This window comes from Streptomyces sp. NPDC041129 (assembly GCF_055592265.1).
Genome location: NZ_JBVIYV010000016.1, coordinates 1 through 15,991 on the forward strand (window position 1 = coordinate 1; position 15,991 = coordinate 15,991).

The following is a 15,991-nucleotide window of genomic DNA, read 5'->3' on the forward strand; positions in this document are numbered from 1 at the left end:
CCCGCGGAGCGGGTCCCATCGCACTGCGCGCGATGCAAGCGAACACCCGCGCTGCGCGCGGGTGTTGCGCTTCCGCTTCGCGGAAGCGGCTGCTGACCGCTGCGCGATCAGCTCACCCGGGTTGCTGCGCAACCCGGGTGACGCTCCGTCCGCTGCGCTCCCGGAGCGAGGTGGCCTGCGCGCCCTCTGAGCCGGCCCCGCTGTGCGGAGCCTGAAACGGGCCTTCGGCCCGGGCGGCTGCAGGATGGGGTGGGTGTGGTCGGTTGGGCTTCTGGTCGTCGACTCGCTCGAAACGGCACCCGATGCTGTTGTCCGGGACCTGAAGGAGGATCAGTCGGCCATCACCCTGCAGCATCGTCAACGGCTCAAAGGTGTTGCCTCTCTTCACCTCGAAATACTGCTTGTCGTTCACGGTCTCCAGCGTCCAACTCCCCTGACCATCCTGTCTGCCGGTGATGCGCGCATCGCTCACGCTGTAGCCCGTCGCCCAGTGTTCCCACCGGGCTGAGCCACCCTTCTCCAGCACGAGAGAGGAGTCGCATGGCTCGCCGGCGTGCCAGTGGCCCACAAGGTCGGAGCGGCTGACGTCCTTCGCTTCCGGTTTTATGGAGCATCCGGTGATGAGGTAGAGAAGGACTGTGGCTGCCAGGCGATGGTTCCTTCCTGCCCCCGCCTTCGTGACTGTGGGCAGACGATATGCCGCGGTCGGGGTGCCTCGTGGAGGGGTGGCTAGGGCTGTGAGAGCTACCGGTAGACCGGTGGCGGCTGGACAGGCGGCGGTGGCGGAGCGGGGTTCGCCGGGGGCCAGAAGGGGTCGTTCCAAGGATCGGACGGCTGCGTTGTGCTTCCATGACTGACGGAGAAGTGGATCTTTGCCACGGCCCACAGAACACCCAGTGTGATCAAGGCGGCCGTCACGATCGCTGCTAAGTGGTAGAAAGCCCGTTTCAACGCTTCCTCACCTGCTCAATCAGGACACGTTCTGCTCTTGTCCACTCTAGGGTTCAGCCTCCGAGCCGTACACGGACTTTCCCTGGCCCGGGCATGCCGTGCGGGTGAGAGCGGGCCGGTGGGCGCGGAGGCGTACGGCTGCGGGTCTCCGTATCTCAACCGAACATTCTGCGCACCGATCGCGAGCAGGAGACGGCCCCCGACCGATCACGAGGCGAGCACCGGTCCGCACGGAAGACGCCTGATCAGCCGGTACCGCTGCCCTGTCCCGCATCGACGCGAGCGCCGGTAGGGCCGTTCCTTGCGTTCGGCATGCGCGGTCGGTCAGGCGTGGGCATGCTTTGGGCCTGGTCGTCCGGCGCGCTACGGCACGGTGCGCGGGGCCAGCCGAGGCCGCCGTCGACGCCTGGAGGCGGTGAAGCCACACGGTGGTGGTGAGCAGCAGGCCGGTGAAAGTGGCCAGGAGGAGGGCGGACACCCACATCTGCCGGGTTCCGGGGCTCTGCCAGCCGGTCCAGGCGGTCGATGCCGCTCAGACCATGACGCCACCAGATAGAAGGTGCGGACGCGGCGCAGTTGCCGCACGGCCCGCAGGGATGCGTTCAGTCATGGATGCCATGCCGGCCCGTGTACCCCCGCGCCTGCTGTTCAGCAGGCCGGGTTCAGTGCTGGATTCGCTCAGTCTTGCTCTTGCTGCTGGGGGCGGTCCTCGAAGTCACGGCGTATCGCGGCACCCTGATCCTCGATCAGGCCTGCACCGTCCGGGAGGTCCAGGGCGGCACCGCAGTGGCTGCACAGTTTCCCGTCTTCGGCCGGTGTGCCGCACGCCTTGCAGAACCGGTTGCCTTCACTGATTCCGGTCTTGTCTGTCATGACTCTCTCTCCTGTCGGGTGGACGGTGATGCATGCGGAGTACCCGAGGTATCCGGGTTGATTCTCTACTCGGTGCATCATTCTGTGTTTGCGATAGACTCTGGAATTGAGCGGCTTCGGTTCTGTGGGTCGTGTGGCCCGTTCGAGGGTGGCCGTCTGCGGGTCTCCATCCAGAGGCGGAGAGCCGTGGTCGGTGAGGGTGCCGTGACTTCTGCCCCAACGACCTTGTGGTGTTGGTTAGTTGGTGGCGGTTCGATTGTGGTAGTTGCCGTCCGGCTCGCTGAGAGAGAGGCATCGAAGTGGCTGTGAAGGAAGTCCGGCCTCATCAGCGGGAAGCCGTGGTCGCGGTACTCCGGGCACTCGAATTGCCTGCAAGATCTTCTATGCCCCAGCGGGGACTGCGGACGCAGGTGGTCATGGCGACCGGATCGGGCAAGACCCTCGTCGCCGTGCGCAGCGCGGAGGAGCTGCGGGCGGGCCGGGTGCTGGTGCTCGTGCCGTCGCTGGACCTGCTGGCGCAGACCGAGGCCGGCTGGCGTGAGGGCGGGCGTACGGGGCCGATGATCGGGGTCTCGTCCCTTCGGGGGTCGGAGGCGTCCTTCCCGAACACCACGGACGTGGACGAGCTGGTTGCCTGGGCGCGGCCGCTGGACAAGGTCACCGTGTTCGCCACGTACGCCTCCCTCGGGCTCGGCACGCTCGAGCGCGCCCACACCGCGGGTCTGCCGGGGTGGGACCTGCTCGTCGTGGACGAGGCGCACCGAACCTCCGGGCGGATCGGGAAGCCGTGGGCGGTGGTCCACGACAACGCCCGCATCCCCGCCCTGCGCCGGCTGTACATGACAGCCACGCCCCGGTTGTGGCAGCTGGACGATGACGTGGAGGCTGCCTCGGGCGTGCCGGGTGAGCTGGTGGCGTCGATGGAGGACGATCCGCAGGGCCCGTTCGGGTCGCGTTGCTACACCCTCACCCTGTCCGAAGCCATCGACCGGGGAATCTGCGCGCCCTACCAGGTGGTGTGCCTGGACATCACCGACACCCACCTCCAGGCCGCCCAGCTCCTGGGCGCCGAGGCCCGCTCGGATCAGGTCCGCGGGGCGCGGCTCGCCGCCCTGCAGACCGCGCTGATCAAGGCCTCCGCCGAGGAAGGCTTTAGCCGGACGCTGGTCTTTCACCACGTCGTCAAGGAGGCTGAGGCGTTCGCAGCCGGCCTCCCCGACGTCGCCGGCCGGCTGCATGCCGCGGATCCGGGGTTGTACCCGCGCGTGGTGTGGGCGGACTGGCTGTGCGGCGAGCACAAGCCACTTCACCGGCGCCGCGTCCTCGACGAGTTCGCCGCTGGCATCGCCACAGACGGCACCGTCGTGGAGAAAGGCTTCCTGGGCTCGGTGAGGGTGCTCGGCGAAGGCGTCGACACCCGGGAGTGCGATTCCGTCTACTTCGCCGACGTCCGCGGCTCCATGCCCGACCTCGTCCAAGCCGTCGGCCGCGCACTCCGCCTACACCCCGGCGACGGCAAAACCGCCTCCCTCGTCGTACCCGTCCTGCTCGGGCCCGGCGAGACCGCCGACAACATGCTCACCTCCCGGGCGTTCGGCGGGTTGGCCAAGCTTTTGGAAGCCCTCCGCGCCCATGACGCCCGTGTCGTGGAAGCACTCGCCGAGCCGCAGGCACGCAGCCGCGTGCGAGGCGTCCAGACCCGCTTGGGAGCCGCAGGCGAGGAAGCCGCAGGCGAGCGAAGCGATCACGTATCAACGCCGGCCCGGGAGCTGCTGAGGTTCTCCACTCCCCGCGATCCGGCGCAGCTGGCCGCGTTCATCAACCTGCGCGTCCTCAACCCCGAACACAAGCACTGGCGACGCGGCATCGAAGCCGCCGCCCTCTACCACCAGCGCCACGGCGACCTGCGCGTCCCCTTCACCTACCGGGTGCCTGGCGGCGAGGACCAGGCGGTGGAGGCCGAGGGGTGGCCGGCCGCACTCGCTGATTTCCCACTAGGGCAATGGATCGCCGACGCTAGGAGGTTCTACGCCCGCGGGGACATGGACGCCGACCGCGCCGCGCAGCTGGAGAGGCTCGGCATGGTCTGGTCACACTACGACGTCGCGTGGGAAGAAGGCCTCGCCGCCGCCCGCGGATGGGCCGCCGAAGCGAGCCACCTCCTGGCCCCCACGGACGCCACCTACAAGGGTTACCGCGTAGGGCTGTTTCTGAAGAACGCGCGGGCGGCCGCCCGCCGAGCGGCCGTGAACGAGCAGCGGCGAGCCGAAGGACTGCCCGTTCAATCCGCGGCCGGCGCACTGCCGGAGGAACGGCGCGAGCAGCTGGACGACATCGACCCCGCCTGGTGCCCCGCCTGGCCCATCGACTGGCAACGCGCCTTCCACCTCACCCGTCAGCACCTCGACGCCGGCGGCACACTGCCCACCGAGCCCGGCACGGTCGTGCGCCAGGGCGAGGACCTCGGACGGTGGGTACGAGCACAGCAGCTCGGCTTCGACAAGCTCACAGGCGCCCAGCAGTGGATGCTGGAGCACGTCCTCGGGATCACACCCGCAGCCGAGGACGAGAAGCCCAAGCCGCGGCGCAGCCAAGCCGACAAATGGGCGCTCAACATCGCCGCCGCCCAGCAGTACTACCAGCGCGAAGGGCACCTGCGCGTACCAAGGAAGCATGTAGAGACGATCGTCGGCGGCGGCAAGGACGGCGAGGACCAGGAGGTCCGAGAGCTCCGGCTAGGGGCATGGATCGGGAACCAACGGTCGCGAGCCGCGACGCTATCTCCGGAGCGGGTCGAGCAGCTCTCCGCCATCGGTATGCGCTGGACATAACTCAAACGTGTTGAGTACCCGCGGTGCCCGCAAAGCGTACGCATGGCGTACATATCGCGCACATGGCCCGCCTCCGTGCGCGGGTCGGGCGACGACAAACAGCACGGTCCGGATCTGCTCCCCTGCGAGGAGAGACGGCCGCATCGCTCATCCGCCGTGTGGATGCAAGCCGAAGGCAATGCGGCCCTGCTGGCTTCCGCCCACGTGAATGATCAATACAGGCCAGGCCCCCCGACTACTGCACTGGGCAAAGGCGCGTGCCGGCCGGCGGGACAGCAGAAGCGATCCGGCAGCGGCATTCCGTAACCGAGCTACGTCCATGGAGGGTTATGCGTACGGACGGACGAGAGAGATCAAGGGCCGGGGGAGGCTGAGCTGTTGGTGCTAAGCGCTGGCGTATGGCGGGTTGCGCCGGTACACGGCGAGATGACGCAGCCGTTCCTGGGCAGGTTGGCAGCCAGGTACGGCATGGAGATCAAAGAGCCGCTGCCGGCAGTAGCCGATGCCGGTGGGCTGTCGAATGTCATGGGTCGAGCACGGCCGGACAGCGAGGTCTACCTCGATCAGGAGGCCCGCGATCGCGTAGCAGTGCTGTGCCGTGTTACGCCCCACCACCTTCACAAGGCACTGCCTGCCTGGGCTCAGGAGGAGCCGCGTCGGCGGTGTGCCACAGGCCCGGCGGCGCAGTTCCATCACACGTCGGAGATGGTCCTGCCGTGGGGGCCGGCGTGCCCCGAATCAGCCCCGCCGCCTGCCACCGCCTCGCCGCCCTGGCCCGCATCCCACTCCCCCGCCTGACCCGTCTCGCCCGCAACGACGACGCTCACCACATCGCTGCCGCCGCACACTGGAAACGGCTCGAGGCCGCACAGCAGCCCGTCCGCGCCTGCACCCTGTGCACCCGCCACCGCAGCCACAATGCCACCGACACCGCCTGGGTCCACGGCCACCACACCGGCTGGTGTGCCCCCGGCATCAGCAAGCCACCCCCGACCCGCGGCTCACCTCCACCGTCCACACCCAAGGCGTGCCCGAACTCGCCGCCGCGCACCACACCCACCAGCGCCTGCGACGACACCCCCGCGCCCTCACTGTCTGGACCGCGGCGCGCGCCATCACCACCTGCTGGTACGACCACCAGCAACACCTCACCCACCGCTGGCACACCCGCCTCAACCAGCTGATCGCGGCCAACCCCCACCTGACTACCGCCGGTAGTGCCTCCCCCGCCCTGCTGACCCGCGACCTGGTCATCTACCCGGAAACCGTCGCCCTCGCCCGCACACTCGCCGCCCTCCACCAGCCACACCGCACTACCGATGACGCCCTCAGCCTCATCGCCCACCGACTCGGACTGCCCCGCCTGGCGAGCAACGCGAACGATCCCCTCCAGGCCTTCCTCACCCACACACGCCACTGACCAGCATCAACCGGAACCCAACCCCCTAGAGGCACCACTACATCGACAGGAAACCCAAGATCATTCCCACACGACTACCGGACCGCAGGCCAAGCACCCGAGCAACCAAACCGAACACACCCAAGGCCACGCCCACATGCCTAAACGCAGCCGCTCCAGCCATCCCGAGTCCCACCCCCAAAGACGGGACACCAGACCCGAAGGACCAAGCCCCTGAAGTCAATGCTCCGCCACACGAGCAGCTCTCCGCCACCGCCATGCGCTGGACCTGACGGCCACCAGAACCGAACCGCCCAGGCGCAGCGGCCGCACCGTGAAGCGTACATATGGCGTACGAAGAGCGTACGGATGCTGCCGGGCTGCTGTCTGTGCTGACGAGCCAGTGCAGGTAGTCCCCGCATTTTGCCGGGAACATCACGGCTCCAGGAACGCAGTGAAGTTCATCGCGCGTTCGATGCGCAAGCAGGGCCTCGCCGGACACGCCGTCGAGGGGATACTCGGATGCGACCAGGTCGAGTCGGACGATCATCCCGTCTCTCTGCAGCTCTCCAGCCACTCCTGACGCGGGAATCCGCCCGCCCAGATGTCCGAACACGATCAGATCCGCCCCGTCCCGGGCGACCTCCATGATCTCGAACCGCCAATGCGGGCTGCACTCCTCCAGGGAAAGTCGTCCGGGCCTGCCCAGAGGGAGGAGGTGGTCCTGTCGCGCACGGATCAACTCTGCCACCGCACAGCACAAGGCCGGAGTGGAGCCGTCCGCAGCGCCGACCCGGTTGAAGCCCTCGAAAGGGGCCGAGTCCAGCATGTTGGACAGCAGGCTCAGCGCTGCGTCACGTGCATGGACGTAATCCCTTTCGACGATCCCCAGCAGAAACGGGGCAGCGGTGACCGCGGCGGGGAAGACGGCTCCCATATGGCCCCAGAGGATCGAACTGCTCGTCAGGTAGGTCGCCGCCTCGGCCACCGCGGGGATGTCGGTGGCCGAGGCGAGGTCTCGAAGTCCCGGAGCCGGGCTGCGAAGATCAAACCACTCGGGGACATCGCGTCCGACCCGCGGCACATGGAGCCGAGGCGTGGGTATCGTAAGCCAGTCCACCGCGTTGATCTCGTCTGCCAGGTGGCGGAAGCGGCGCACGGAGCGCTCCCATCAGACCTAGATCAGCTCAGCCGAGGACAGTGCCGGGGCCAGCGGCGAGCCTTCGGACTGGCCCAGGTGGGTGAGCCCTGCCGCGAGGGGACCAGCCCTGGGAAAGAGCCGACGCGATCGCGGCGGCAACGTCCCTTGGTAGAACCGCGATACTCGGCGCGCCGAACCAAATGCTGGCATGAGGCTGATTCGTGGTGACGACCAGGGTCGTGCCAGGGCTCTCCGCATGCTGCACCGCGTACGTACACGGTCGATCACAGAGTGCCTGGCCGTAAGCGGGGCCCATCCGTCCAGGTTCTGCCCCAGGGGGTCCTGCGTTAGCGGCCAGTAATTCATTCCATCTCAACGTCGCTCACCAACTACGATGCTGAGCGCTCCAGGGCATTTGGAGCTCAGCTTAGCGATCGAGTGGACCTTCCATGAATTGCTCCAAGAACTCGCCAGGGTACGACTGCCGGTAGGCGCCATCAAGAAGGCCCACTGCGCGAGCCTCATCGATTTCGATTAGGCGGATCTCCCCAGTCGCTTTTTCGGCAGCACCAAACTCACCGAGGTCAATACCAGGCCACTGCAAGTCCGGCGCGTGATAGATCTCCGGTTCCGCAGGGAATAGGGACAGTAGGTTCTCGTCGTGGCCAACAACCCTCCAGGCTCCAGTCGCGACAAGCCGATCATCCGTGTAGATAGGGAATTGGTGCACCACCAAACGTTCCCCGCTTGCGGGCCTCGGAACGGCAAATCTCCCACGGACGAATCCAAGTGCAGTACCAAAGCGGTTTCGCGCCACGACCGAAGCCATACGATACCCGCCACCACTAACGGGAATGGCCAGGACGTCGCCGATCCTAGGCCTAATGGGCTTCTTTGCAGTGTCGACAGTCAGCTCCGTAACCTCTTCGCCGGCGACATCCTCCAGGGAGATCCTGGAACCCTTAAGAGTCAGCACCAGGGACGAGGCCAGCTCCGACGTCGACTGAAGCCGACCACTTGCCCCTTTCGCCATGGCGGACAGAAATGAAGCCGCGTCAACAAAGATTGAGTCATTCAGCTCACCTACAAGCGAACGGCCCAGACTTGAGTAACGCTTACCCCCTTTCAACTTCACGTTGAAAGCGAGCGGCGCCGGATAAATTCCATGGGATGCCCATCCGAGGAGTTCCAGAAGTTCTCCAAGGGTCGGCCTCTTGCCGACTTGCTCCTGGAACTCGGTTGCGAGCGCAGCAAGTTTGGGAGCCAAAGCATCGACGTCACCCACTAGCATCCTCCAAGCTTCTTGGCCTCGTAGCCCTTGTACTCCGCCAGCTTGCTTCCAGCAAGCGGATTTTGGCGATTGCCACGGTAGTTGCTACCGTCGCGGCCGATGTACGTACCGTACTGCTCGGAGAGTCGCTGTTCCATGAGGCGCGACTCGCCATACGTCCTCGTACCAGGCATCACTCTCATCGAGTCCCCGTTTGCGGCATTGAACCGATTGTTGTTGTTGCCGTGACGATACTGAACACCCGCCGGCGTATCGCCCGGACCAAACATTCCGGAGTAGTAAACGGTACCGCCGCGATCGACAAGTACGTAATTGCTGTATCCAGGGCGATCAAGGTGCCTGAACCTGGCATCTCCTCCGGAATTGTGGACGAGGACTGGTGTCGCCCCAGCGAGCACATAGTACGTGTGAAGGCCGTCGACGGTGAGGTTGTAGGTACGCGCGTGTTTGGTGAAGGGGCGGTTTCCAGTGACGATGACGGTGCGGCCGGTGTCGGTGCGCAGGGTCATGCCGGCTTCCAGTGAGCCTGCGGGGATCCAGTCGTGCTGAGACGGGGACCAGAATGGGTGCTCGTGTGTGGCGGTGAGTTTTCTTACGCCGTCCTTTGTGGCGATGGACAGTTCGTTGAAGTACTTGTCGCCATCGGTCCTGATGAGGTGGGTGACCGGCCGGGAAGCGGTTGTGCCGGTGTTGGGATCGGTGGCCAGGACCTTGTCACCGATTTCTATGTCCTCGATGTCCTTAGTGGAACCGTCGGCCATGAGGACGTCGGTGCCGGCGAGGAAACACTTGCAGCCGATTTTTATCCCCGAGGCGCTACCGGCTCTGTTTGGCCGGCCAGCGTACGAAGAGACGCTGTTGCTGTTCCCGAGCGATGCGCTGCCCATCAATGCATCGATCACGGCGGTGGGGGTCATCCACAGTGCACCACCGTGGCAGCTCTTGGGGCAGGCCCGTATCTTGACGGTCATACGTGTCTGGGCATTGACGTCGATGCCGTCGCGCGGAGCGGCGCAGTAGTAGTCGAAGCCGTCGCAGAGCTTCCCCATCTCGCTTCGGACTTCTGCTGCAATGGAGTCGATCTGCGGGTGATGGGCGGGCAGGTAAATGTCCGGGTAAAGGGTGAGGTACCACTCGTTTTTGATGCGTACGAGTTGGTTGGAGTCGCCGTGGGCGGCGGCGGGGAGGTCTCCTGTGTATCCAGCCCCGTTGGAGTGCTGAACGCCGACTCCGCCTGCGTGTTGGGGGGCGGTGGTGACGTATTGCTTGTCTCCGCCGTTAGAGCCGGTGCCGCCGATGGGGTATCCGATGCCGCAGATGTCTGCCATGCACAGGCCGGAGGGGTCCGAGTGTGCGACCGGGTTGTTGTCGGAGTAGGCATACCCGTTCATCTGGAGCGGGTCGGCGAGGTCGATGACCGGGTCGGCGGAGAGGAACCGGCCGCTGTTCTGGTCGTATTCGCGGGCGCCGAGATGGGTCAGGCCGGTGGCCGCGTCGTCGATGCCCGAGCCGAGGTAACTGCGCTTGTTAGGCCAGTTGGCTGGTTTGGCTCCGCGTGTCTCGCCGTACGGCTTGAAGGCTCTGCGCGTGATTGCCTGACCGGTCGTGAGGTCGACGGATGTGTTGGCCGTGCCGAGGGGGTCGGTGATCAGAACGTTGAGCTTGTGGCCTGTCGTCGCGCCGTTGGTGGTGGAGCGGACGACGGTGGGCGCGCCTGCTTGGCTGTAGGACCGTGAGGCGTTGGTGATCGTGCCGGATGCGTTGGTGGTCAGTTCGGTTTCGCCCAGGTACAGGGTTGAGCCGGAGGGTGAGTTCTCCAGGATCCGGTTGCCGGCGGCGTCGTAGACGTAAGTCGTCTTCTTACCGTCGTCGGTGATCGTGTCGAGCTTATTCTCGGATGTCCAGACCAGGTCTTGGGTGGTGTTGGGTAGGTCGCGGACGGTGGTGTTGCCGCTTTCGTCGTAGGTGTAGGCGCTGCCCTTGCCGGAGGGGTTGGAGCTGATCCAGGTGGCCGTGTGCGGCTGCGTTTTGTAGGTGGGGGTTGTTCCGTTGCCGGTGACGGTCTTGCCGTACCCGTAGGTGAACGTGACGTTCTTGGACGGGTCGGCCGTGTCGTACTCGGTGTGCGTCGCCCGGTTGCCGATCCAGTCGAAGGTGAAGGACTGGTGGTAGGCGGTGGTGCCGGTGGCGACGGTTGCAGTGTCGGGTGCCGCTGCCGCGAGGGTCGACGTCAGCGAGGTGTTCAGGCTGGTCGCGTCGGCTGCATTGGTGGGGGCTTCGGCTACCGGGCCCGACGAGGCTGCGTATGAGGTGCGGTAACCCCAGGCGGTGCCGTTTGCTGCCTTGCATCCGGTGCCGTTTCCATCCGGCGCGGTCTTCGATGTCCAGGCGTGCACCAACTCGCCCAGGGCGTCGTAGGTGTAGCACTGGTTGTCCCAGGTGCCGTCCGCCGGGTCGCCAAGCTGTCGGGCGTTGGAGGTGATGATGCCGGAGGTGTCGTAGGAGTAGTAGCTGTCGGTGATGCGGTGGGGGCCGGAGGTTTCCCGGTCCGCCACGGTGCGCTGGAGGCGGCCGGTGTGCGGGTCGACGAAGTTGGTCGTCCAGACACGGTTGGGCTGGGATCCGGAGACGGTGCGCAGCGGCTCGCCGTAGGGCGAGTAGGTGGCGTCGGCTGTGTACCAGGTCTTACCGGAGGTGGATTCCGGCAGTCCGTCGCTGGTGTATCGGCTGACGACGCGCTCGCTCGCCAGTCCGCCCGCTGCGGGCAGGGTGACCGACTGCTGCGCGCCGGTGGGGGTGTAGGTGTAGGCGTAGGCGTAGGTGCCGGCCAGTCCGGTGGTCATCGAGTTCGCGGGGATGACCGTCTCGGTGCCGGTGGCGCGGTATTCGGTGTCGTAGCCGGTGACGCGGTTGATGTAGTCGCCGTTGGCGGTGTGCCGGGTCGAGCTCACCGGCAGGCCGATCGCGCCCGGCAGGCTGTCGTAGGTGTACTCCTTGACGGGGACCGCGGTCGCAGAGCCCTGTCTCACCTTGAGGATGCGTCCCAGGACGTCGTATTCGGTGAAGGTGTCCTGCTGGCGTGCGTTGTGAACATGGTTGGGGCGGTCGGCGTCGTCGTACCAGGTGTCTGTGGTGCCGGTGTCGGGGTCAGTCGCATGGGTGACGCGGCCGCGGGCGTCGTATTCGTAGGACCAGACGTTGCCCGCCGGGTCGGTGACCCTGTTCTGATTGCCGCGCGCGTCGTACTCGTACGTCGTGGTGCGCCCAGTGCTCGCCGAAGAGTCGGTCGTGGTGTAGTGCTTGACGGATGTGACGCGTCCGAGTGCGTCGAAGGACGTCAGGGTCGTCGGGGTGGTCGACCCCGGCGGGTTCACCCAGGTGCTGGTGTCGTTGTAGTCGGTGTAGGTGGCGTACTTGAAGTCGGCGTCCTGGTAGACCGATGCGCGGACCTCGCGCTCGAGGCCGTCGTAGCGGTGCTTGGTCCAGCTGGGGATGGACGACTTCGACCTAGGGGTGAACAGATCGGTGGCCGGTTCCCCCTTGGCGAGGTAAGCGCTGGTCACCTCATCGACGAGGCCGTGGTCGTTGTAGGTGGTGTCCGTGATGACCCGGCCGGGGCCGTGGGCCTCGGCTTGGGTCTGGACCGGACGTGTCAGCCCGTCGTAGAGCGTGATCTGGCGCGAGTAGGAGCCGTCGTCCTGGAGCGACTTGACGGTGACCGAGGCCGGACGGTTCTCCTTGGATGTGGCGATCGCCGCCTGGTAGGAGATTTCGACGTTCGGGGACTTTCCGCCGGTGGAACGCGAGGGAGAGAAGCCCTTCACCAGACGTCCCAACGCGTCGTACTCGCGCCGTTCGACCCTGCCGTTGACGTCGGTGGTGGTCAGAGGAAGCCCTCGGCCCGGGTCGTAGGTGGTGACCGTCGCATGGTCCATGGCGTCGATGGACCTCACCGATGTGACAGGGCCTCCGGTGTCGGCGGGGGTGTACTGCTTCTCGGAGGTGCCCAGGCCGGGGGCTGTGACCGTGCGGACCCGGCCCAGCGGGTCGTAGGTCGTGGTCACGGCAGGGTCGTAGCCGGTTCCGGCAGCGTTGTTCTGTGCTGTCGAGGTCACCTGGCCCTTGGTCGGTGTCGCACCGTAGGCGAGATTGTCGTAGGAGGTTCGCTCTGCGCCCTGAAGCCGGGTGGCGGGGTCTGCGGTGTCGTAGCCGGCGCACGATGTGGCCATGGTGCGCTGTTCCTTGGGCAGGCCGATCAACCAGACCGAGGTGTTATGCACATAGGAGGTCTTGGTGCAGGACTGGTCGGAGAGGGTTTCGCCGCTCCCGTTGGGCTTGACGACGGAAGTCTCCACCTCGAGAGGCAGTCCGTAGGTGTCGTCGACGGTCGTCAGCGTGCGCACGCTGCGCCAGCTCGAGTCGACCATCTGAATTTCGTCGGTCCGCTTGATGCCGGTGCGGTAGGCGAGGAGCGGCTCTGCGGCTGTGCCGTCCTCGTTCTCCCGGGAGCGGGAGGCCGTCTGCTGTGACCAAGGGAAGTTCAACCCCTGCTTGAAGATCTTGCCGTCGGAGTCGCGGTAGGTGATGGTCTCCGCGGTCATGCCCGCGTACTGGGGCGCATCGTCAGCGAGCAGTGTGTAGGTTCCGGTGGAGTCCTTGACCGCGCCGCCCGTGCCCTGGAAGTAGCGGGTCACGGTGTACGACTGGGGCTGTCGGACACCCTCCTCGGAACTGATCTTGCTGCCCTTGACAACGGTGACCTGTCGGTAGCCGCGCCAGTCGCTGTAGGTGCGCAGGGCGGGGCGCGTGAACTCGTCGTCGCTCTTGGCCCAGGCCGCGTCCTTGTAGGTGTACTTGGTGAGGACCGGCCTTCCGTGCGAGGTGACCTTGTCGTTCTCGGTGACGGAGTCGACGACGTACTTGTTGAACCAGGCCTTGGCCGGGGTCTTCTCGTCCCCGTCGGGCGACCAGCGCACCGGGTAGCAGGTGCCGTTGGACTTGCCCTTGTCCTCCGCCGGCGTGGTCGCGCAGCCGCCGGTGTACTCGACTTCGATGTCCCCGCCGTTCTCGGTGGAGACCGTGCCGATGCGAGGGCGGGTGAAGCCGGGTCGGGGGTCGCTCTTGCCGTTGAGTACCAGGTTCGGCAGCTGCCTATCCTTCAGCCGGGTGTGCAGAGGGGAGTCGGCGCCGACGGTGTAGGGGGCGAAGCTGATGCCGTCCGCGGACTGCAGCGTGCCGGTGGTGTCACCGGGGGCGTATCCGGTGCGTGTGATCGAGTTGAGCCACAGGCCGGGGGCGGTGTCGTACCAGTCCTCGGGGAAGGACTGCCGCAGCGTGTACTTGTCGACGGGGCCGAGGCCACTCTGCCCGGCGCGTGCCGCCTTGGACGTCACGGTGTCCAGGCGCATCTGGGTCCAGAAGGACGGGAACGGCGCGCACAGCTTGGAGGTGGACTTGCAGTTGAGGTTGCCGGGGGTGTCCCACCAGGGCCGGTAGGCGCCCGGATCGTCGGTCTTGGCGAAGTTCGCAGCGTCGCAAGCCGTCTCGGACTTCAGGCAGCGTTGCTTGGCCCCGAAATCGATGGTGGCTGACGGCTTGGTCAGGTCCGAGCGCATGCCGTACTCGATCGTGGTTGGGTAGGCGTTGCGGTCGTACTGCTCAGGTGACTTGAACTTCTTCTTCACCGCGTAGTAGTTGGTCTCCTGCTTCCAGTTGACCACCATTGTGTTGCCGTGGACGTCGACGACCTTGTCCAGACCCCAGTACCAGGCCTGCTGCTTGCCTGCGCCGCACCGGGAGTCGGCGAAAGTGTCGGCGTGGCAGGGCTCGCCGGGGTGGTTGCCGAAGACGGGGACGGTGGAGACCGAGTGAGTGTCGGCGTGACCGCCGCCGACGCTGTTCTGGCCGTAGAAGTACTGGGTGCCGTCGGTGGTGGTGACGATCCAGTACTCGCCGTTGTTGTCGTCGTTGCTCGCGCCGACCCGGTGCTCCACACGGGTTCCGTCGTCCTGCTGAGGCCGATAGATCTCGGTATCCGTCTCCGGCTTACTGCCGGAGGCGGCGTCCCGGATCAGTTCGGTGGTCCGGCCCGCCAGCGACATTACGGCGTTGTACGACACCCAGCACAGGTCGGACGTCTTGTCCTTCTTCGCCGTGTTGTTGGGAGTTCCGGCGTCGAGGGCTTTGCGGTCGTCCTTGCAGGTGCGGTAGCGACGCTCGATGTGTCCGGGGTCGTAGGACCACCCTTCTCCGATCCACGATGCCTGGGGTGAGGAGACCGCGGTACGGCCGTCGACCGATTGGGAGCTGTATTCGAACGAGATCTTGGGTGCCGGTCCCGCCGGTGCCGGCGGCACTGCCAATGGGTAGGACCAGCTGAAGCCGCCTGATGAGCCTCCGGCCGCCCACTTGCCGTCGGAGGCGAGCGGTGTCGCCGTGAACGATCCGCCCGCACTGCTGCCGGAGTCGACGGCACCAACGACCGCCGTGGTGCCGGCGGCCGCCAGAGTTGCCGGGGAGGACGTCCGGTAGGCCGCCTGTGTCACACCGGAGCTTTTGGAGCTGGCCGATGGTGCAGAGGCCGGAGTTACGGTGTCCTCGGCCGCGGGATCGACGGTGGCCGTCAGGGACGTCGAGCTGGGGTCGTTGGCTGTCTCCAGCTCCTCATAGGTCTGGCACGCCTCGTCGTCCGGCGTGGTCAGGTAGCAGTCGGGGAACTGTACGAACCGCAGGCGCGACGCCCAGTCTGCGCCGTAGAGGCTCTTGAACTTGGAGTAGTCCAGCTTGACGGAGACAGGGACGGAGCCGGTGGCGGGGGCCTGGACGACCAGGACCGTGCCGTCCACCCCCTGGCTGACCGGGGCCGAGCGCTCGGGGATGGTGACCTGCCAGGTACCGCTGGGAGCGGGCTGGTCGGGGGCCTGACCAAGGCTAACGGGCAGGGTACCCACGGGCGACAGGGCGGCCGGGGCAACGGCTACGGCAGCGGTCCGTGCCGAGGCGGGCGACGTTGTGCTGCCGCCGAAGCTGACGGAGCCAGTGACGTTGGAGGGTGGAGTCACCGTTCCCGCAGGTGCGGCGAGCAGATCGTCGGGGACGTCGGCCCGCAACGTGTCGAGATGCCGGCTGAACGCCTTGCCAGGAATGGGCAGATCACGTTCGAGGTCTGCCAGGTCCAGTGTCTCGCGTCCGGTCTCCGCAGCCGCCGGATCCGGCGGCACTGCCAGCGACTGCGCAGGCAGCAGGCCGACTAGCAGCGCGGCGGCCGCAATGGGCACGGCCGTTCGCGCAAGGCGACGCTTACGAATACGTGGAAGTCCACCGAACACGGTGTGGTCCCCCCAAACCGTTGGAGCGGGACCAGTGACGGACCACGCGGATGATGCATCAGACAGCGGAGATTCTGTGATCACGCTGTGAGGAATGCCAGACATGTAAAGGTGATGTGAGCATGATCACGGGCGGTAACAGTGCTGCCACGCACGAACATGATCGAACGTGGAGAA

The 15,991-nt window shown here is 66.2% G+C and carries 7 protein-coding genes; 2 read left to right on the forward strand and 5 right to left on the reverse strand.

The annotated features are described in order from the left end of the window. Window positions 1-112: 112 nt before the first annotated feature. Both ACZ6B1_RS33610 and ACZ6B1_RS33615 read right to left on the reverse strand, forming a co-directional pair. Window positions 113-412, reverse strand: coding sequence for a hypothetical protein (locus tag ACZ6B1_RS33610; RefSeq protein WP_468784553.1), 300 nt, complete (start codon window positions 410-412; stop codon window positions 113-115). A 1,217-nt stretch (window positions 413-1,629) separates the two neighbouring features. Next, window positions 1,630-1,824 (reverse strand): hypothetical protein, encoded by a 195-nt coding sequence (locus ACZ6B1_RS33615; protein WP_468784554.1) that lies wholly within the window; start codon window positions 1,822-1,824, stop codon window positions 1,630-1,632. A 299-nt stretch (window positions 1,825-2,123) separates the two neighbouring features. Here ACZ6B1_RS33615 and ACZ6B1_RS33620 point away from each other — a divergent pair, with 299 nt between their 5' ends. Both ACZ6B1_RS33620 and ACZ6B1_RS33625 read left to right on the forward strand, forming a co-directional pair. Further along, window positions 2,124-4,655: a helicase associated domain-containing protein gene (locus ACZ6B1_RS33620; protein ID WP_468784555.1), complete on the forward strand. Its 2,532-nt coding sequence runs from the start codon at window positions 2,124-2,126 to the stop codon at window positions 4,653-4,655. Window positions 4,656-5,682: 1,027 nt separating this feature from the next. Next, a complete protein-coding gene (locus ACZ6B1_RS33625; protein ID WP_468784556.1) occupies window positions 5,683-6,075 on the forward strand; it encodes a hypothetical protein in 393 nt (130 codons plus the stop codon). Between the two features lie 37 nt (window positions 6,076-6,112). Here ACZ6B1_RS33625 and ACZ6B1_RS33630 read toward each other — a convergent pair whose 3' ends face one another. The 3 genes from ACZ6B1_RS33630 to ACZ6B1_RS33640 form a co-directional block, all read right to left on the reverse strand. Continuing rightward, complete coding sequence (locus ACZ6B1_RS33630) at window positions 6,113-7,213, reverse strand: hypothetical protein (protein WP_468784557.1); 1,101 nt, start codon at window positions 7,211-7,213, stop codon at window positions 6,113-6,115. A 409-nt stretch (window positions 7,214-7,622) separates the two neighbouring features. Continuing rightward, entirely contained in the window at window positions 7,623-8,480 is an 858-nt protein-coding gene (locus tag ACZ6B1_RS33635; RefSeq protein ID WP_468784558.1) for a hypothetical protein, read from the reverse strand. Continuing rightward, window positions 8,480-15,763, reverse strand: a complete 7,284-nt coding sequence (locus ACZ6B1_RS33640) for a polymorphic toxin-type HINT domain-containing protein (RefSeq protein WP_468784596.1) — start codon at window positions 15,761-15,763, stop codon at window positions 8,480-8,482. Before ACZ6B1_RS33640 ends, ACZ6B1_RS33635 begins: the two co-directional genes overlap by 1 nt. Window positions 15,764-15,991: the final 228 nt, after the last annotated feature.

What these genes read in the sequence shown, in the direction of transcription:
- ACZ6B1_RS33615 (WP_468784554.1), bottom strand. Translation starts at nt 1,824, where the DNA reads ATGACAGACAAGACCGGAATCAGTGAAGGCAACCGGTTCTGCAAGGCG.